Here is a 17,427-nt window from a genome sequence, read left to right as displayed (position 1 = left end):
TGATCGGTGTGTGTGGTTTCGAGTCACCGCGTTCGGTGAAGGTTCAGTGCAATTGTCTGGTACAGCTTTTGCTTTGCCTTGGTGCGCAGGCCCAACGGGCTGCGCTGAATCCGGGCGGTCGGGCCTAAAGCCTTGAAAAACCTTACCCTAAATAATTGAAACTCGCGGAAAAACCCTGTCGGTTACGGCCTGTTGTGTTGATCGCTGCGCTAAAGCGGTTCACACCCCCAATAGAGGGGTGGGGCCGTCGGTGCCAATTTAGTGCGCGAAACGCTGGCTTGAACCGGTTTGGTGCTTTTTTGCCTTTGATGCAGGCCTGCCAACGTCCATGGAAAATGTGCAAAGCGCAGTAGACACCTTAGTCCACAGCTCCAACACCCTGTTTATCCTGATCGGTGCGGTCATGGTCCTGGCCATGCACGCCGGCTTCGCGTTCCTTGAAGTCGGGACGGTGCGCCAGAAAAACCAGGTCAATGCCCTGTCGAAGATCCTCAGCGACTTCGCCATCTCCACCCTGGCCTATTTCTTTATAGGCTATTGGATCTCCTACGGCGTGAGCTTCCTGCAACCGGCAGCGGTGATCAGCGCCGATCACGGCTACGGCCTGGTGAAGTTCTTCTTTCTGCTGACGTTTGCCGCAGCGATCCCGGCGATCATTTCCGGCGGTATTGCCGAGCGGGCGAAGTTCGCACCTCAGCTGTGTGCCACCGCCTTGATCGTGGCGTTTATCTATCCGTTTTTCGAAGGCATGGTGTGGAACGGCAATTTCGGCGTGCAGGCCTGGCTGCTGGCAACCTTTGGGGCCAGCTTCCATGATTTCGCCGGGTCCGTGGTGGTACACGCCATGGGAGGGTGGTTGGCGCTGGCGGCAGTTTTGCTGCTGGGGCCACGTAATGGGCGATACAGGGAGGGAAGGCTGGTCGCCTTTGCGCCGTCGAGCATTCCGTTTCTGGCGTTGGGCTCGTGGATTCTGATTGTCGGCTGGTTCGGCTTCAACGTGATGAGTGCGCAAACCCTCAACGGCGTCAGCGGCCTTGTCGCCGTCAACTCGCTGATGGCAATGGTCGGTGGCACGGTCGCGGCCCTGATCATTGGTCGCAATGACCCAGGCTTCCTGCATAACGGCCCGCTGGCTGGGCTGGTGGCGGTGTGCGCGGGTTCCGACCTGATGCACCCGGTGGGCGCACTGATCACCGGTGCGGTCGCCGGCGGGTTGTTTGTGTGGTTTTTCATTGCGGCCCAGGATCGCTGGAAGATCGACGACGTGCTGGGCGTGTGGCCGCTGCATGGCCTGTGCGGCGTCTGGGGCGGTATCGCCTGCGGCATCTTCGGCCAGACGGCCCTCGGCGGCCTGGGCGGTGTCAGCCTGATCAGCCAGTTGATCGGTACGGCCCTGGGTGTCGCGGTGGCGTTGGTCGGCGGCCTGTTGGTGTATGGCCTGATCAAGCGCGTGCATGGGCTGCGGCTGAGCCAGGAAGAGGAGTATTACGGCGCCGACCTGTCGATCCACAAAATCGGCGCGGTCAGTCAGGACTGATCGGCGGTTCTGCCTGCGGGTAGAAGCCGTGCAGCAGGCGATAACGGTTATGTCGCACTTCATCCACCCGCGCCTGCACCTGTTGTTCCGGCAGGCCCAACAGGATCAAGGCGTGGGAGGCGAGCATCAGGCTGGACTCCAGCAGTTCGGGCACCACTTCGCTGGCGCCCGCAGCTTTCAGTTCGGCCAGTTGGCTGTCATCGCGGGTACGCACCAGGATCGGCACTTCAGGGTTGATCCGCCGAGCTTCCTTGAGCACCACCAGTGCGACGTCCGTGTCGTCCACTGCGATCACCACCAATCGCGCCCGTTCCAACCCAACCGCACTCAGCAAGGCGCCACGGCGACAGTCACCGTAGTGCACGCTGCTGTCTTCAGTGGCGGCTTCCTGCACCCGTTCCGGGTCGTCATCCAGTGCGATAAACGCCTGCTGTTCGCGGCGCAGAAAACGACCGATGGATTGCCCGACCCGGCCATATCCGCAAATCACCGCATGGCCGCGTAACTGGGCGTTGAGCGCAGTGATTTGCTCCAATTGCACTTGCAGGTTGGGCTTGCGGTGCAGGCGCTGGGCGATCGACGGCGCGGCGCGCAGCAGCAGTGGGGTGAACAGCATCGAGCAGAACGTGGCAGCGAGGAGCAGGCCATTGAACTCATCGGGAATCAGCCGGCTTTGTTGCATCTGCGCCATCAGCGCAAAACAGAATTCGCCACCCTGGGCTAGGGCCAGTCCGCTGCGCCAGGCGGTTTCAGTGTCGCTGCCACGCCACTTGACCAGCCCCGCCACCACACAACCTTTGACCAGCATCAGGGTGAGGGTCAGGCCAAGTATCAGCAGGCTATGGCTGACGAATAGTTGCAGGTCGATGAGCATGCCGATGCTGACGAAAAACAAGCCCAGCAAAATGTCGCGAAACGGGCGGATATCCGCTTCGATCTGATGCCGGTAATGGCTTTCCCCCAGCAGCATGCCGGCCAGGAATGCACCGAGGGCCGGCGAGAGTCCGAGCAGGTGCGTCAGCCAGGCGGTCAACAGGACGATCACCAGCGCCAGCAACACAAACAGCTCCGCCGAATGGGACGCAGCGACTTCATGGAACAACCGCGGTAATAGCCAGCGACTGGCCCCTAGCAGGCCGATGAACAGCACCACGGTTTTGCCCAGTGTCAGTGGCAGCGCCCAGTACCACGCTTGGTTGCTGCCGCCGGCAAACACCGGCACCAGCGTCAGCAGCAACACGGCGACCACATCCTGAAACAGCAGCACGCCAATCGCATTCTGGCCATGGCTGCTGAAGATTTCCCCAAGGCTGCCCAACTCCTTGCTGACGATAGCGGTGGAAGACAACGCCAGTCCAGCTCCCAATAGCAGCGCCACACCGGGCGACAGGCCCAAGCCCATCAACAAACCACCCAGCAGCACGCCGCACCCCAGCACCTGCAGGCTGCCCAGGCCAAACACCACTCGCCGCAGGGCGAGCATTTTGCTCAGGGAAAACTCCAGGCCCAGGGAGAACAAGAGGAATACCACGCCAAGCTCGGCGAGGTCCGGCAGTTCTTCGCTGTCATTCACCCAATCCAGCGCAGTGGGGCCTACGGCCAGGCCGACGCACAGATAGCCCAGTACGGGAGGCAATTGCAGGCGGCGAAATAGCGCAATCACCACCAGGGATGAGGCCAGAATGATCAACAGGTTGGCAAACACGGACAGCTTCCTTGCAGGTTGGGCGGGCAAAAAGCCGCGAGAATCGCTGAATCAGTTATACGCCATGCTGATCTGGGTCAGGTTTTTTGTGGTGGTGGGCTTCATGCAGTCACCGGGCTTAGAATAGGTGACTGTTTTCTGACCGGGTCCATTCATCATGCCTCCTGAATGCCAGTTGTTCGGCACCCTGGGTTGCCATCTTTGTGAAGTTGCCGAAGCCGAAATCATGCCGCTCGTCGAACGTGGCTTGCTGGTGGAACTGGTCGATATCACCGACCCCGACGACCTGACCGAAGCCTACGGCCTGCGGATTCCGGTGCTTCGCCGGGTAGACACCGGGGCTGAGCTGGATTGGCCGTTCGATACGGAACAGGTCGTGACGTTCTTGCTCTAGCTTTATGCGATGGCAGGTTTCCAAATATTAAGTTACTGTATGTTTGTACAGCGATTGAATAGAGGGAACGCCCGTGGTGAATGTTGAACAATTGAAAAGCAGCGTCAATCGCATGTCCGTCGATGTCGTGCGTGATGCGGTGAACGAGCTGCGCCTCGACGGCCTGGTCACGGAAGGCAAGACGCCGTTTAACAAAGTGCATTTCAACACCTGCTTTGCCGAGATCGAGGCGTTGTTCCAGCGCGCCGGTTATCACAAGCAGCTGGATGTGGTGGGTTACCAGGGGTTGTTGTACGCGCTGTACGATCCCGGCCGTTGGGATGCGGTCGACGTGCTGCGCTGGCTCAAGGAGTTCACCGAGGCCGCGAGTGCTTCGCCCATCCTGCGAACCCAATTGGCCAAAGCTTGAGATCGACCCTAGGCCCAATCCCGCTCCTTGCGGGATAATACCGCTGTGTTTTTCCAGGTTTCGAGCCTCTTCATGTCCACTTCCGGTTTTTCCGCGTCCCAGCATCAAGCCAGCACTCTGTATCTGCCTCCGGGGCCTTGGGCGACGGTGCTCGATTGCCTGTGCGAACACTTCCCGGCCATCAGTCGCGAGCATTGGCTGGACCGTATTGCGCGGGGCCGAGTGCTGGATCTCAATGGCCAGCCGATCAGCCAGGGCCTGGCTTACAAGGAGGGCCTGTGCATCTACTACTTCCGGGAAGTGCCCAATGAGAAGGTCATCGCGGTGCAGGAAACCATCCTGTATGCCGACGAGCACCTGGTGGTGGCTGACAAACCGCATTTCCTGCCGGTGACGCCAGCCGGCGAATACGTCGAGCAGACCCTGCTGCGGCGCCTGATCCGCCGCCTGGACAACCCCTCGCTGGTGCCCCTGCATCGTATCGACCGCCACACGGCGGGGCTGGTGTTGTTCTCGGCCAACCCACAAAGCCGTTCGGCCTATCAACAACTGTTTCCCACGCGGCGTATCGACAAATTCTACGAAGCCATCGCGCCGGCATTGCCCAACCTGACTTTCCCTCTGGTGCATAAAAGCCGCCTGGTAGATGGCGAACCGTTCTTTCGCATGCAGGAGGGGCCCGGTGCCAGCAACACTGAAACGGCGGTTGAGGTCCGGGAACAGCACGGCGATTTGTGGCGATATGGCCTGTTTCCTGTGACCGGCAAGAAGCACCAGTTGCGCGTGCACATGACCGCGCTCGGTGCGAGTATCTGCAACGATCCGTTCTACCCGGATGTGATCAAGGACGCCGTGGATGACTACGCCAACCCGCTCAAACTGCTGGCCCAGGGCGTGCGTTTTATTGACCCGATCACCGGCCTGGAGCGCAGTTTCCGCAGCCGGATCACCCTCGACTGGTGACCCCCGGAAACGACAAGGCCCGCACGAGGCGGGCCTTGGGCGGCAAGCGTTAAGACTTACAGGTCTTTAACGGTGCGAACCTGATCTTTGTTGATACGGGTTTCCTTGCCATCAAGCTGTTTGAACTCGTAGAAGCCCGATGCCTTGTCGTAAGTCGGGGTGTCGACGGCCTGGATTTCGCGACCGTCATTCAGGGTGATCACTGTTGGCGAGGCGCAACCGGCGAGGGTAGCCAGGCCCAGTGCAAGCATGAGAGCGGCGATGGTCCGTTGAGTCATGAGTTTGTCTCCGAGAAAATACTTTTGAATGACTGAGCTTGTGACGCGCAGGGCGTCGTCAAAGTTCCTTGTTCGCCCATCATTCTGACACGCCAGTCCCAGGGTGCAACAGTTCGGGTGTATTAAGGTTGGCCAGGCGCGGGTCATTGTCCGGGCATTCCAGTGCGACGCCACCCAGTTGCAGCAGGATCTTGCGCGGGCTGCGTTCGCCTGCGGCCCAGGCACATTCCACTGGGTTTTTAAGGGCGGTGGGGATGATGCACAGCAAGGGTTCCCAGAACTCACCTTGTCGGACCATGACCGGCACGCAGGGATGGCTACGCGATGTCTCCCACAGGTCGGCGAGCAATCTTGCATCAATGTTCGGCACATCACACGGCAGGATCAGCAGGTGCTGATGACGTGCGGCGAGCAAGCCTGCACGGATGCCGGCGAGCGGGCCGGGGAAGTCCTGGCTGTCGTCGCTCACCAGTTGGTCGGCATAGGGGGCGTAGAGGTCATGGTTGCGGTTGCACGAGATGATCAGGTCATCTGTCAGCGGCCTGGTCAGGTCCTGCAAGTGCGCGATCAACGGCCGGCCGCGCCATTGCAGCAAGCCTTTATCCTGGCCGCCCATGCGTTGGCCGCGGCCACCGGCCAGCAGCAGGATCGAACAGGGCAGGGGTGAGTCATCGAGGGACATGGCGGTTTCGCTGCGGCAGGTCAATAAGGCCCTGTGATATAACATCGGGCTGTTCCTTCGACAACCGGACCGAGCCATGAAAGCCAAGGCTGATGCGCCCTTCGTACCCCTGAACATCGCTGTATTGACCGTCAGTGACACCCGCACCCTGGACACCGACACCTCGGGCCAGGTCTTCGTCGATCGCCTGACCGCCGCTGGCCACCACCTGGCCGAGCGCGTGTTGCTCAAGGATGACCTCTATAAAATCCGCGCCCAAGTGGCCCACTGGATCGCTGAAGACGTCGTGCAGGTGGTGCTGATTACCGGCGGCACCGGTTTCACCGGCCGTGACAGCACGCCCGAAGCGGTGAGTTGCCTGCTGGACAAGCAGGTCGACGGTTTCGGCGAGCTGTTCCGCCAGATATCCGTGGCGGATATCGGCACCTCCACCGTGCAGTCCCGCGCCCTGGCCGGCCTGGCCAACGGCACGCTGGTGTGCTGCCTGCCGGGCTCCACCAACGCCGTGCGCACGGGCTGGGAGGGTATCCTCGCCGAGCAGTTGGACAACCGTCACCGCCCGTGCAATTTCGTGCCTCATTTGAAGCAGGCCGAGCCCTGTGAATCCCGTGGATAAGCCCGGCAAGACCGGCGCCCTGATGCCGGTGGAAGAAGCGCTGCAGCGCCTGCTGGACATGGCCGAAGCCACGCCGATCCGCGAGCAGGAGGTGTTGCCCCTGGCTGACGTCGATGGGCGCGTGCTGGCACAAGACCTGATTTCCACCCTCGACCTGCCGCCATGGCCCAACAGCGCCATGGACGGTTATGCCCTGCGGCTGTCGGACTGGAAGGGTGAGCCGCTGCCGGTCAGCCAGCGCATCTTCGCCGGCCAGGCGCCGCAGCCATTGGCCGCCGGGACGTGCGCACGAATCTTTACCGGCGCGCCGGTGCCCGAAGGCGCTGATTGTGTAGAAATGCAGGAAAATGCCGTGCTTCACGCCGACGAGCGTGTGAGCTTCAGCGAGCCGTTGCAGGCGGGCCAGAACACTCGCCCACGCGGCCAGGAAACCACGGTTGGTGAGCGGGTGTTGACCGCCGGCACGCGCCTGGGCCCGATCGAACTGGGCCTGGCCGCCTCCCTTGGCCGTGACCGCCTGAGCGTGGTGCGCCGGGTGCGGGTGGCGGTGTTGTCCACCGGCGATGAGTTGATCGAGCCTGGGCTGCCGCTGGGGCCGGGCCAGATCTACAACAGCAATCGCCGCGTACTGTGCAGTTGGCTTGCGCGTATGGGGTGCGAAGTGATCGATGGCGGAATCCTGCCGGATGATCTGGAACAGACCCGTGCGCGTCTGGCAGGGTTGGGTGATGTCGACCTGATCCTGTCCACTGGCGGTGTGTCGGTGGGCGAAGCGGATTTCCTTGGCATCGCCTTGCGCGAAGAGGGCGAACTGGCCCTGTGGAAGTTGGCGATCAAACCGGGCAAACCGCTGACGTTCGGTCACTTTCGCAGTGTGCCGGTGATTGGTTTGCCGGGTAACCCGGCTTCGACCCTGGTGACGTTTGCCCTGTTGGCGCGCCCGTATCTACTGCGCCGTCAAGGCGTACACGAAGTGACGCCGCTGCGTTTCGAAGTGCCGGTGGGGTTCGTGTGGCCCAAACCGGGTAACCGCCGCGAATACCTGCGCGGGCGCATCGAACAGGGCAAGGCGATCATCTACCGCAACCAGAGCTCCGGCGTGCTGCGCAGCGCGGCGTGGGCGGAGGGGTTTGTGGAGGTATTGGAAGGCACGACGCTGGCGGTGGGTGATCGAGTCAATTTCATCCCGTTGAGTGAAGTCCTGAACTGACCCAGAGCCCACTTGTAGTGAGCGGGCTTGCCCCGCGCTGGGCTGCGAAGCGGCCCCAAACCCAGGCACCTCGGTCTTTCTGAAACACCGGGGCGGTCTTGTTGGGGCGGCTGCGCCACCCAGCGCGGGGCAAGCCCGCTCACTACAAGGGTTAATAGTCGTCGCCACGTTCTGTGATGTCCCGCTCTACCGGCTGCGCATGGGGGTCGTAGCCCACCGGGAACTTGCCCTTGAGCGTCCAGGCAAACGCAATGATTTCGGCCACCGTGCGGTACAGCTCCTCAGGAATACTGTCGCCCAGTTCCATGCGCGCCAGCAGCTTTACCAACTCGGCGTTTTCATAGATCGGTACTTCATTCTCCTGCGCCAATTTCAGGATCGCTTCAGCCAGTGCGTCATCGCCTTTGGCCGTCAGCGTCGGGGCCTGCTGGCCGTCGTACTTGAGGGCAATCGCCTGGCGCGGCGGGTTAGCGTTCTTCATGCGGTTTCATCCACCCAGCGTTGTTCCAGTCCGGTTCGCGGCCCGCGTGGCGGGGTGCCGAGGTGGCAATCCAGGTCACCGACGTTGAGCCCCGAGGTCACCAGACGCTCGCGCAGGCTGCCCAAATGGCTTTCGATCAGGCTGGCGGTGAAGGGCCGGCTCGCCCACAACTGGCTGGACAGTTTGCCCTGGCTAAGCTGGGCCTGGACCTGCAACGGCCCCAGCGGCTCCATGTCGAACGCCAGCTCGACGCGCCAGAGCATCTGCTTGGGGTCTTTTTTGTCTTTGCGTTCGGTTTGCTCCTTGTCCGGCGTTGGCTCTTCACGCTGGAACTTGACTTGCAACGGCACGATGTCCTGCAGGGTGCGCAGGGGGATCTCCAACTGCCAGGTGGTTTGCAGGCGGCCATCGGCGGTGGTGCCGGTCTGCTCCAGGCTCGACAGCTGATGGCTCTGCAACCGCGAGATCGCCGCAGCCGCCAGGCGCAGCAGGTTTTCCAGATCGCCTTCACCTTCCAGGCGCTGCATCAGCCGGTCCGGTAACGGAAACCCCGCGGGCGCTTGACGGGCACCGATCTGGCCAAGGGTGTTCAGCGGGTTGCGTACGAAGTTCGGCAGTACCTGGGCCAGGGTGTTGGCGGCAAGCACCGCGTTCAGGTTGGTCGGGGTGGGCAGGGCCGGCAGCAAGTCGGCGACCAGGCGCAGCAGCGCGCCCTTCATATCCAGCGGCGGTATCTGCGGGTTTTGCCCGGCCAACAATTTGGCTTCGAGAAAGGCGCCGCTGTTCTGCACCAGTTGCGCCAGCACCTTGGGGTTACTGGCTTGTGCCAGGTCCGGCAGGGCCGCGAGCAAGCGGTCGGCGGCGGCGCGCAGGTCGGCGGACGTGCTGCTGCTGGCGGGCAGGTTCTGCAACGCGGTGAACAGCACATCCAGCGAGCCCTGACGGCTTTGCTGGGTGGAGAGTTGCTGCGCGATGGCCAGTTGATCCTTGAGCCCGCTCAAGGGCACGAAATTCAGGGTTTGCGCATTCTGCACCACGGCGCTGAGCAAGCTGCCGACCCGCAGCGGCTGCGGGCTCTCCACCGTGAGGGTGGTGCCTGCCAGGGCGTTATTGAGCACGCTCACCAGCGAGCGATAGATTGCCGGCTGCGTGGCGCCCTGAGGCAACATCTGGGTAGTCAGCACCTTGGCCTGCAACAGCGTGCCTTCGGGCATTTGCGTGGTATCGATGCGGGTGAGGGCGGCGACATTGGCGCTCATGGCTTGCTGCAGGGAGAGGGTCAGGTTGCCTGTCGGCGTTTGGCTTACCGCCACGTTGCTGCCCAGTGGCAGCGGTTGCGCACTGCTGGCTTGCACCAACGTCTGGCGCCCGCCATCCAGGGTCAGCTTGAGCAGCAGTTGAAACGAGTCTCCGCCTTGTTTAAGCGCGAGCACTTCGGCGTTTGCGGTTTTTCCAGGGTCGATCAGCCCCGTCTGCGGCTCCAGCAATTTGAGCAACTCACCGGTCGCCGGCAGTGGAGCAGGCCCGGGCGCCGGGGTGGGAGGCAGCGGAGGAAGGTTGATCTCACCGGTCATCGTGCGCGTCGTCTCTGGGGAAATTGCCCTCTTTAGAGTAGGGCATCACATGTATAATGCCGCCCGTCTGCAAAGAGAGCGGTAAAAACCTCACAACTATTTGATCCAGCTCTCTAAAATCGGTCGCCAAAGCCGTTATTGTGCATCTCTCTATAACGGCCGCTGCACCGCCGACTTGAACCGTAAAGGCCCGCGATCTCTTGACCAGCCCTCTTCTTGAAGCCGTAGCGCTTGCCTGTGAACGCGACCTGCGCCTGCTGTTCGAACACCTCGAACTGCGGCTGACGGGCGGCGACATGGTGCAAATCAGCGGCCCCAATGGCAGTGGCAAGACCAGTTTACTGCGGCTGCTGGCCGGCTTGATGCAGCCGACGGCCGGCGAGGTCCGTCTCAACGGCAAGCCCCTCAACGAACAACGCAGCACGCTTGCGCGCAACCTCGTGTGGATTGGCCACGCCGCCGGTATCAAGGATGTGCTCAGCGCTGAAGAAAACCTCAGCTGGCTCAGCGCCCTGCATCACCCGGCCTCCCGCGACGCCATCTGGCAGGCCTTGGCGGCGGTCGGCCTCAAGGGTTTTGAAGACGTGCCTTGCCACACCCTGTCTGCCGGCCAGCAGCGCCGCGTGGCCCTGGCGCGTTTATATCTGCCCGGCCCGCCGCTGTGGATTCTCGATGAACCGTTCACCGCCCTCGACAAACAAGGCGTCGCCCAACTCGAAGAGCACCTGGCCCGGCACTGTGAGCAGGGCGGTTTGGTCGTGCTGACTACGCACCACACCCTGGCCCGCCTGCCGGCTGGTTATCGTGAGCTGGATTTGGGGCGGTGGTCGCTATGAGCGTGTTCGCCCTGTTGGTTGCGCGTGAAGCCCGGCTGCTGTGCCGTCGCCCAGCCGAACTGGCCAACCCGCTGGTGTTCTTCGCCATCGTGATTGCCTTGTTCCCGCTGGCGGTCGGCCCCGAGACTAAACTGTTGCAAACCTTGTCTCCGGGCCTGGTGTGGGTGGCTGCGCTTTTGTCCGTCCTGCTCTCGCTAGACGGGCTGTTTCGCAGTGATTTCGAAGACGGTTCCCTGGAACAGTGGGTCCTTTCGTCGCACCCCCTGCCACTTCTGGTACTGGCCAAGGTGCTGGCACACTGGGTTTTTTCCGGCCTGGCGCTAGTCTTGCTCTCCCCGTTGCTGGCGATGATGCTGGGGCTGCCCGTGGAGTGCCTGCCGGTATTGCTTCTATCCTTGTTGCTCGGTACGCCGGTGCTCAGCCTGTTGGGGGCGGTGGGCGCAGCGTTGACCGTCGGTTTGAAGCGGGGTGGCCTGTTGCTGGCCCTGTTGATTCTGCCTTTGTATATCCCGGTGTTGATCCTGGGCAGCGGCGCTCTGCAAGCCGCGCTCATGGGGATGCCGGCGACCGGTTACCTTCTGTGGCTGGGGAGCCTGACCGCCCTGGCGGTAACCCTGACACCCTTTGCTATAGCCGCCGGCCTGAAGATCAGCGTCGGCGAATAATGAGGTCTGGTTGAGCGCGTCATACCCTTGACCAGTAAAGACCCTGAGCGTCCCGCTACGACGGGAAGCCACCGTGATGGAAACAGCAATGAACTGGACCTGGTTTCACAAGCTCGGCTCGCCCAAATGGTTTTATGGCATCAGCGGCAAGCTGTTGCCGTGGTTGAGCATCGCCGCCCTCTTGCTGATCGGCGTCGGCCTGGTCTGGGGCCTGGCTTTCGCGCCGCCGGACTACCAGCAAGGCAACAGCTTTCGCATCATCTATATCCATGTACCCGCTGCGATGCTGGCCCAGTCCTGCTACGTGATGCTGGCGGTGTGCGGCATCGTCGGCCTGGTGTGGAAGATGAAACTGGCGGACGTCGCCCTGCAATGTGCTGCGCCCATCGGCGCATGGATGACCGCCGTGGCGCTGGTCACGGGCGCGATCTGGGGCAAACCGACCTGGGGCTCGTGGTGGGTGTGGGATGCGCGACTAACGTCCATGTTGATCCTGCTGTTCCTGTACTTCGGTCTGATTGCGCTGGGCAATGCGATCAGCAATCGTGACAGCGCCGCCAAGGCCTGTGCGGTGCTGGCGATTGTCGGTGTGATCAACATCCCCATCATCAAGTACTCGGTCGAGTGGTGGAACACCCTGCACCAGGGTGCCACGTTCACCCTCACCGAAAAGCCGGCGATGCCCGTGGAAATGTGGGCGCCGTTGCTGCTGATGGTGCTGGGGTTCTACTGTTTCTTCGGTGCCGTGCTCTTGATGCGCATGCGCCTTGAAGTGCTCAAGCGTGAGGCCCGCGCCAGTTGGGTCAAGGCCGAAGTGCAAGCCTGCCTGGGAGCGCGTGGATGAGCTTTGCTTCTTTCAGTGATTTTCTCGCCATGGGCCACCATGGCCTGTATGTCTGGACGGCCTACGGCATCTGCCTGGCGGTGCTGGCCCTCAACGTTGCCGCGCCAGTCCTGGCCCGCAAGCGTTACCTGCAACAAGAGGCGCGTCGTCTGCGCCGGGAGACCGATAAGTGAATCCGCTGCGTAGAAAACGTCTGTTGATCATCCTTGCCATCCTGGCCGGCGTCGGCATCGCCGTGGCCCTGGCCTTGAGCGCCCTGCAGCAGAACATCAACCTGTTCTACACCCCGACCCAGATCGCCAATGGCGAAGCGCCGCAGGACACGCGTATCCGCGCCGGTGGCATGGTGGAAAAAGGCTCGCTGAAACGCTCTGCCGACTCCCTCGACGTGACCTTCGTGGTCACCGACTTCAACAAGGCCGTGACCATTACCTACCGCGGCATCCTTCCGGACCTGTTCCGCGAAGGCCAGGGCATTGTCGCCCTGGGCAAACTCAACGCCGACGGCGTGGTGGTGGCCGATGAAGTGCTGGCCAAGCACGATGAGAAATACATGCCGCCGGAAGTGACCAAGGCCTTGAAAGACAGCGGCCAATCCGCCCCAAGCTCTAATTCACAGCCTGCCAAGGAGGGATAAATAATGACGTCCGCACTGTTTATTCCGGAGCTGGGCCAGTTGTCGATGATCCTCGCCCTGTGCTTTGCCATCGTGCAGGCCGTGGTGCCGTTGCTCGGTGCCTGGCGCGGCGATCGCCTGTGGATGAGCCTGGCGCAGCCGGCCGCCTGGGGCCAGTTTGCCTTCCTGGTGTTTGCGTTTGGCTGCCTGACCTACGCCTTCATGACCGACGATTTTTCCGTCGCCTATGTGGCCAATAACTCCAACAGCGCTCTGCCCTGGTACTACAAGTTCAGTGCCGTATGGGGCGCCCACGAAGGTTCGCTGCTGCTGTGGGCGCTGATCCTCGGCGGCTGGACGTTCGCCGTGTCGGTGTTCTCGCGGCAACTGCCGCAAGTGATGCTGGCCCGCGTGCTGGCGGTGATGGGCATGATCAGCGTGGGTTTCCTGCTGTTCCTGATCATGACTTCCAACCCGTTCAGCCGCATCCTGCCGCAGATCCCGGTGGACGGTCGCGACCTCAACCCACTGCTGCAGGACATCGGCCTGATCGTGCACCCGCCGATGCTCTATATGGGGTATGTCGGCTTCTCGGTGGCCTTCGCATTTGCCATCGCCGCCTTGCTCGGCGGGCGCCTCGATGCCGCCTGGGCGCGCTGGTCGCGGCCATGGACCATTGTGGCGTGGGCCTTCCTCGGGATCGGCATCACCCTCGGTTCATGGTGGGCCTACTACGAACTCGGCTGGGGCGGCTGGTGGTTCTGGGACCCGGTGGAAAACGCTTCCTTCATGCCCTGGCTGGTGGGCACTGCGCTGATTCACTCCCTGGCCGTCACTGAAAAACGCGGCGTGTTCAAAAGCTGGACCGTGCTGCTGGCGATTGCTGCCTTTTCCCTCAGCCTGCTCGGTACTTTCCTCGTGCGTTCGGGCGTGCTGACTTCGGTGCATGCGTTTGCGTCCGACCCAGCGCGCGGCGTATTCATCCTGATCTTCCTGCTGTTCGTGGTCGGTGGTTCACTCACGCTGTTCGCCCTGCGCGCGCCAGTGGTCAAGAGCCAGGTGGGTTTCAACCTGTGGTCGCGCGAAACCCTGCTGCTGGGCAATAACCTGGTGTTGGTGGTGGCCGCCTCGATGATCCTGCTCGGCACGCTGTACCCGTTGGTGCTGGATGCCTTGAGCGGCGCCAAGCTGTCCGTCGGCCCGCCGTATTTCAATGCGTTGTTTATCCCGCTGATGGGCCTGCTGATGGTGGTGATGGCGGTTGGCGTGCTGGTGCGCTGGAAGGACACACCCGTCAAATGGCTGGCCGGCATGCTGATGCCGGTGCTGCTGGGCAGTGTGGCCCTGGCGGTGATCGCCGGTATTGCCTACGGCGACTTCAACTGGGCGGTGCTCGCCACCTTCCTGCTGGCGGCCTGGGTGTTGCTGGCAGGCGTGCGCGATATCTTCGACAAGACCCGCCACAAAGGTTTGATCAAGGGCTTGCCGACGTTGACCCGCAGCTACTGGGGCATGCAGATCGCCCACATCGGCATCGCCGTGTGCGCCCTGGGCGTGGTGTTGTCCAGCCAGAACAGCGCCGAGCGCGACCTGCGCCTGGCGCCGGGCGAGGCCATGGACCTGGCCGGTTACCACTTTATTTTCGAGGGCGCCAAGCACTTCGAAGGCCCGAACTTCACCTCGGATAAAGGCACCGTGCGCGTCGTGCGCAACGGCCGCGAAGTGGCTGTGCTGCACCCGGAAAAACGTTTGTATACCGTGCAGTCATCGATGATGACTGAAGCGGGTATCGACGCTGGTTTCACCCGCGACCTCTATGTGGCGCTGGGTGAACCCCTGGGTGAGGGTGCCTGGGCGGTGCGCGTGCATGTGAAGCCGTTTGTGCGCTGGATCTGGTTTGGCGGTTTGCTCACCGGATTCGGTGGTTTGCTTGCCGCGCTGGACCGGCGCTATCGGGTCAAGGTCAAGAGCCGGGTGCGCGAAGCCCTCGGCCTGCAGGGAGCGGCGGTATGAAGCGTTGGTTGATGGTGTTGCCGCTGGCGGCATTTCTGGTGGTGGCGGTGTTCCTGTATCGCGGCTTGTACCTGGACCCGGCCGAGCTGCCCTCGGCGATGATCGGCAAGCCGTTCCCGGCGTTCAGCTTGCCGACGGTGCAGGGCGACAAGACCCTGACCCAGGCCGACCTGCTGGGCAAGCCGGCGCTGGTCAACGTGTGGGGTACCTGGTGCATCTCCTGCCGCGTTGAACACCCGGTGCTGAACAAGCTGGCCGAGAAGGGCGTGGTGATCTACGGCATCAATTACAAGGACGACAATGCGGCGGCCTTGAAGTGGCTGGCGGAGTTCCACAACCCGTACCAGCTGGATATCCGCGACGAAGACGGCAACCTCGGCCTCAACCTCGGCGTGTATGGCGCCCCGGAAACCTTCTTCATCGATGCCAAGGGCGTGATCCGCGACAAATACGTCGGCGTGATCGACGAAGTCGTGTGGCGTGAGCAACTGGCCGCCAAGTACCAGGCCCTGGTCGATGAGGCCAAGCCATGAAGCGCTGGTTGACCGCCGCTGTGCTGGCACTCGGGCTGGCAGGTGTGGCCCATGCCGCCATCGATACCTACGAGTTTGCCAATGATGCCGAGCGCGAGCGTTTCCGCGACCTGACCAAGGAACTGCGCTGCCCCAAGTGCCAGAACCAGGACATCGCCGATTCCAATGCACCGATCGCCGCCGACCTGCGTAAAGAAATTTTCCGCATGCTGGGGGAGGGCAAGGACAACCAGCAGATCGTCGACTTCATGGTCGATCGCTACGGTGATTTTGTGCGTTACAAACCGGCCCTCACCGGCAAGACCGCACTGCTCTGGTTCGGCCCCGCCGGGCTGTTGCTGGCCGGTGTGGTCGTCATGGCGGTGATTGTGCGCCGTCGCCGCGCCGCGCCGATTGATGGCAGCGACGCACTGTCGCCTGAAGAGCGTAAACGTCTCGACCAATTGCTGGACACCAAGACTGATGATTGATTTCTGGCTCGCAGCCGGCTTGCTGCTTCTGATTGCCCTGAGTTTCCTGTTGATCCCTGTGTTGCGCGGCCGTCGTGCCCAGCGTGAGGAGGATCGCACCGCGTTGAACGTGGCGTTGTACCAGGAGCGTGTTGCCGAACTGCAAGTGCAGCAGGACGAAGGCGTGCTCAATGCCGCGCAACTCGATGCCGGCCGTGCGGAGGCCGCCCGTGAATTGCTGGCTGACACCGAAGGCGCGGAAAAAACCCGTGAGTCGCGCCTGGGCAAGCCACTGCCATTACTCGCCGCGCTTCTGGTCCCGGTGCTGGGCATCAGCCTCTACCTGCACTTCGGGGCCAGCGACAAGGTCGAACTGACCCGCGAATTCTCCCAGCCGCCGGTGTCCATGGAAGACATGACCCAGCGCCTGGAGCGCGCCGCGGCGGCCCAGCCGGACTCGGCCGAAGGTCTGTACTTCCTCGGTCGCGCCTACATGGCGCAGGATCGCTCCGCCGATGCCGCGAAAGTCTTCGAGCGCACCGTGGCCCTGGCCGGTCGCCAGCCCGAACTGCTCGGCCAGTGGGCGCAGGCGCAGTACTTTGCCGACAACAAACAGTGGTCGCCCAAGGTTCAAGCCCTGACCGACGAAGCGTTGAAGCAAGATCCCAAGGAGGTCACCAGCCTGGGCCTGTTGGGTATCGCAGCCTTTGAAGGCCAGCGTTATCAGGAGGCTATCGACTACTGGAGCCGCCTGCTGGCGCAACTACCGGCGCAAGACAACTCTCGCGCCGCGCTGCAAGGCGGGATTGACCGTGCTGCCGAAAAGCTGAAAGAAAGCGGTAGCGCCGTCGCACCCAAGGCGGTGATGAGAGTGCGTGTGGATGTGTCGCCCGAGGTGAAGGCCAAGGCCCTGCCTACCGACAGCGTGTTCATCTTCGCCCGCGCCGTCTCCGGCCCGCCGGCGCCCTTGGCGGCCAAACGCGTCACGGTGGCTGAGCTTCCGATTACCGTCGAACTGGGCGACGCCGACGCGATGATGCCGCAGTTGAAACTGTCGAACTTCCCCGAAGTCCAACTGGTTGCGCGCATATCCCGGGCGGGTGTTGCCACCGCCGGTGAGTGGATCGGCCGCAGCCAACCCTTGGCCAGCAGCACCACTGCGCTGCAGCAACTGACCATCGACAGTCCGAACCCGTAATTCGAGGAAACGCCATGACCGCATTTGCACGCATCACCTTGCTCAGCCTGGTACTCGGCCTGAGCGCCTGTGCGGTCCACCGGCCCCCTCCAGCGCCCACCGGCCCGACGATCCCACCGTCAGGCCCATCGACCCAACCGAGCACCAAGCCGTCCGGCCCAGTCACTCCGGCCCCCAAACCACAGCCCAGCAAATCGCCGACGTTCGCCCCGCCACCGGGCGCCGCCAGCCACTGGGACGGCAAGATGCAGGTCTACGTGCTCGACGACCAGCCCGACACCTTCTATCGCCAGCGCACCTACTACCGCTGGAGCAACGGCTGGAGTCGTTCGATCAGCCCGAACGGCCCCTGGGAAGAAACCGATGTGCACGGCGTGCCGCCAGGGTTGAGCAAGCAGTACGCGCAATGACAAAAGGCGACCTT

General features: G+C 62.5%; 21 protein-coding genes. 16 read left to right on the top strand and 5 right to left on the bottom strand.

Annotated features, from left to right (window positions below):
- Nucleotides 1-328: 328 nt before the first annotated feature.
- The gene (locus tag ACQRBT_RS00795) at nt 329-1,537 is read left to right on the top strand and encodes an ammonium transporter (RefSeq protein ID WP_090366003.1); all 1,209 of its coding nucleotides are present in this window, start codon (nt 329-331) and stop codon (nt 1,535-1,537) included.
- On the opposite strand, the gene ACQRBT_RS00790 is transcribed toward ACQRBT_RS00795, so the two are convergent.
- Entirely contained in the window at nt 1,524-3,242 is a 1,719-nt protein-coding gene (locus tag ACQRBT_RS00790; RefSeq protein ID WP_412047171.1) for a cation:proton antiporter, read from the bottom strand. The genes ACQRBT_RS00795 and ACQRBT_RS00790 overlap by 14 nt on opposite strands.
- Before the next feature lie 157 nt (nt 3,243-3,399).
- Here ACQRBT_RS00790 and ACQRBT_RS00785 point away from each other — a divergent pair, with 157 nt between their 5' ends.
- From ACQRBT_RS00785 to ACQRBT_RS00775, 3 genes are all read left to right on the top strand, one after another.
- Nucleotides 3,400-3,636: a glutaredoxin family protein gene (locus tag ACQRBT_RS00785; protein ID WP_060753287.1), complete on the top strand. Its 237-nt coding sequence runs from the start codon at nt 3,400-3,402 to the stop codon at nt 3,634-3,636.
- 73 nt (nt 3,637-3,709) lie between these two features.
- On the top strand, nt 3,710-4,045 hold the full coding sequence (locus ACQRBT_RS00780) for a hypothetical protein (protein WP_060753288.1): 336 nt from the start codon (nt 3,710-3,712) through the stop codon (nt 4,043-4,045).
- Between the two features lie 72 nt (nt 4,046-4,117).
- On the top strand, nt 4,118-5,008 hold the full coding sequence (locus tag ACQRBT_RS00775) for a pseudouridine synthase (RefSeq protein ID WP_412047170.1): 891 nt from the start codon (nt 4,118-4,120) through the stop codon (nt 5,006-5,008).
- 56 nt (nt 5,009-5,064) lie between these two features.
- On the opposite strand, the gene ACQRBT_RS00770 is transcribed toward ACQRBT_RS00775, so the two are convergent.
- Both ACQRBT_RS00770 and mobA read right to left on the bottom strand, forming a co-directional pair.
- Entirely contained in the window at nt 5,065-5,286 is a 222-nt protein-coding gene (locus ACQRBT_RS00770; RefSeq protein WP_060753290.1) for a YgdI/YgdR family lipoprotein, read from the bottom strand.
- A 79-nt stretch (nt 5,287-5,365) separates the two neighbouring features.
- Entirely contained in the window at nt 5,366-5,968 is a 603-nt protein-coding gene (gene mobA, locus ACQRBT_RS00765) for a molybdenum cofactor guanylyltransferase MobA (RefSeq protein ID WP_412047214.1), read from the bottom strand.
- 76 nt (nt 5,969-6,044) lie between these two features.
- On the opposite strand from mobA, the gene moaB reads away from it, so the two are divergent.
- Nucleotides 6,045-6,584, top strand: a complete 540-nt coding sequence (gene moaB, locus ACQRBT_RS00760; protein ID WP_412047169.1) for a molybdenum cofactor biosynthesis protein B — start codon at nt 6,045-6,047, stop codon at nt 6,582-6,584.
- A complete protein-coding gene (locus tag ACQRBT_RS00755) occupies nt 6,568-7,794 on the top strand; it encodes a molybdopterin molybdotransferase MoeA (RefSeq protein WP_412047168.1) in 1,227 nt (408 codons plus the stop codon). The genes moaB and ACQRBT_RS00755 overlap by 17 nt, the downstream gene beginning before the upstream one ends.
- Before the next feature lie 151 nt (nt 7,795-7,945).
- Here ACQRBT_RS00755 and ACQRBT_RS00750 read toward each other — a convergent pair whose 3' ends face one another.
- Both ACQRBT_RS00750 and ACQRBT_RS00745 read right to left on the bottom strand, forming a co-directional pair.
- Entirely contained in the window at nt 7,946-8,275 is a 330-nt protein-coding gene (locus ACQRBT_RS00750) for an EscU/YscU/HrcU family type III secretion system export apparatus switch protein (protein ID WP_412047167.1), read from the bottom strand.
- On the bottom strand, nt 8,272-9,849 hold the full coding sequence (locus tag ACQRBT_RS00745; protein ID WP_412047166.1) for a flagellar hook-length control protein FliK: 1,578 nt from the start codon (nt 9,847-9,849) through the stop codon (nt 8,272-8,274). Before ACQRBT_RS00745 ends, ACQRBT_RS00750 begins: the two co-directional genes overlap by 4 nt.
- A 200-nt stretch (nt 9,850-10,049) precedes the next feature.
- Here ACQRBT_RS00745 and ccmA point away from each other — a divergent pair, with 200 nt between their 5' ends.
- The 10 genes from ccmA (at nt 10,050) to ACQRBT_RS00695 (ending at nt 17,413) form a co-directional block, all read left to right on the top strand.
- Nucleotides 10,050-10,685 (top strand): cytochrome c biogenesis heme-transporting ATPase CcmA, encoded by a 636-nt coding sequence (gene ccmA, locus ACQRBT_RS00740; RefSeq protein ID WP_104995911.1) that lies wholly within the window; start codon nt 10,050-10,052, stop codon nt 10,683-10,685.
- Nucleotides 10,682-11,350, top strand: coding sequence for a heme exporter protein CcmB (ccmB, locus tag ACQRBT_RS00735; RefSeq protein WP_014717701.1), 669 nt, complete (start codon nt 10,682-10,684; stop codon nt 11,348-11,350). The genes ccmA and ccmB overlap by 4 nt, the downstream gene beginning before the upstream one ends.
- 88 nt (nt 11,351-11,438) lie before the next feature.
- On the top strand, nt 11,439-12,194 hold the full coding sequence (ccmC, locus tag ACQRBT_RS00730; protein ID WP_060753295.1) for a heme ABC transporter permease: 756 nt from the start codon (nt 11,439-11,441) through the stop codon (nt 12,192-12,194).
- Nucleotides 12,191-12,367 (top strand): heme exporter protein CcmD, encoded by a 177-nt coding sequence (gene ccmD, locus ACQRBT_RS00725; protein WP_060753296.1) that lies wholly within the window; start codon nt 12,191-12,193, stop codon nt 12,365-12,367. The genes ccmC and ccmD overlap by 4 nt, the downstream gene beginning before the upstream one ends.
- Nucleotides 12,364-12,831 carry a cytochrome c maturation protein CcmE gene (ccmE, locus tag ACQRBT_RS00720; RefSeq protein WP_104995914.1) on the top strand — a complete coding sequence of 156 codons (468 nt, stop codon included), beginning with the start codon at nt 12,364-12,366 and terminating at the stop codon, nt 12,829-12,831. Before ccmD ends, ccmE begins: the two co-directional genes overlap by 4 nt.
- Nucleotides 12,832-12,834: 3 nt before the next feature.
- Complete coding sequence (locus ACQRBT_RS00715; RefSeq protein WP_090365987.1) at nt 12,835-14,823, top strand: heme lyase CcmF/NrfE family subunit; 1,989 nt, start codon at nt 12,835-12,837, stop codon at nt 14,821-14,823.
- Nucleotides 14,820-15,356: a DsbE family thiol:disulfide interchange protein gene (locus tag ACQRBT_RS00710; RefSeq protein WP_008434782.1), complete on the top strand. Its 537-nt coding sequence runs from the start codon at nt 14,820-14,822 to the stop codon at nt 15,354-15,356. The genes ACQRBT_RS00715 and ACQRBT_RS00710 overlap by 4 nt, the downstream gene beginning before the upstream one ends.
- Nucleotides 15,353-15,826 (top strand): cytochrome c-type biogenesis protein, encoded by a 474-nt coding sequence (locus tag ACQRBT_RS00705; RefSeq protein ID WP_244698041.1) that lies wholly within the window; start codon nt 15,353-15,355, stop codon nt 15,824-15,826. Before ACQRBT_RS00710 ends, ACQRBT_RS00705 begins: the two co-directional genes overlap by 4 nt.
- On the top strand, nt 15,819-17,003 hold the full coding sequence (ccmI, locus tag ACQRBT_RS00700) for a c-type cytochrome biogenesis protein CcmI (RefSeq protein WP_412047165.1): 1,185 nt from the start codon (nt 15,819-15,821) through the stop codon (nt 17,001-17,003). The genes ACQRBT_RS00705 and ccmI overlap by 8 nt, the downstream gene beginning before the upstream one ends.
- A 14-nt stretch (nt 17,004-17,017) precedes the next feature.
- Entirely contained in the window at nt 17,018-17,413 is a 396-nt protein-coding gene (locus ACQRBT_RS00695) for a hypothetical protein (RefSeq protein WP_060753302.1), read from the top strand.
- The last annotated feature ends 14 nt before the right edge of the window (nt 17,414-17,427 follow it).

This window comes from Pseudomonas sp. R19M (assembly GCF_050312585.1).
Lineage (GTDB): Bacteria > Pseudomonadota > Gammaproteobacteria > Pseudomonadales > Pseudomonadaceae > Aquipseudomonas > Aquipseudomonas palleroniana.
Note: the sequence above shows the minus strand (reverse complement) of the source record. Positions and strands in the feature narration are given on the sequence as shown.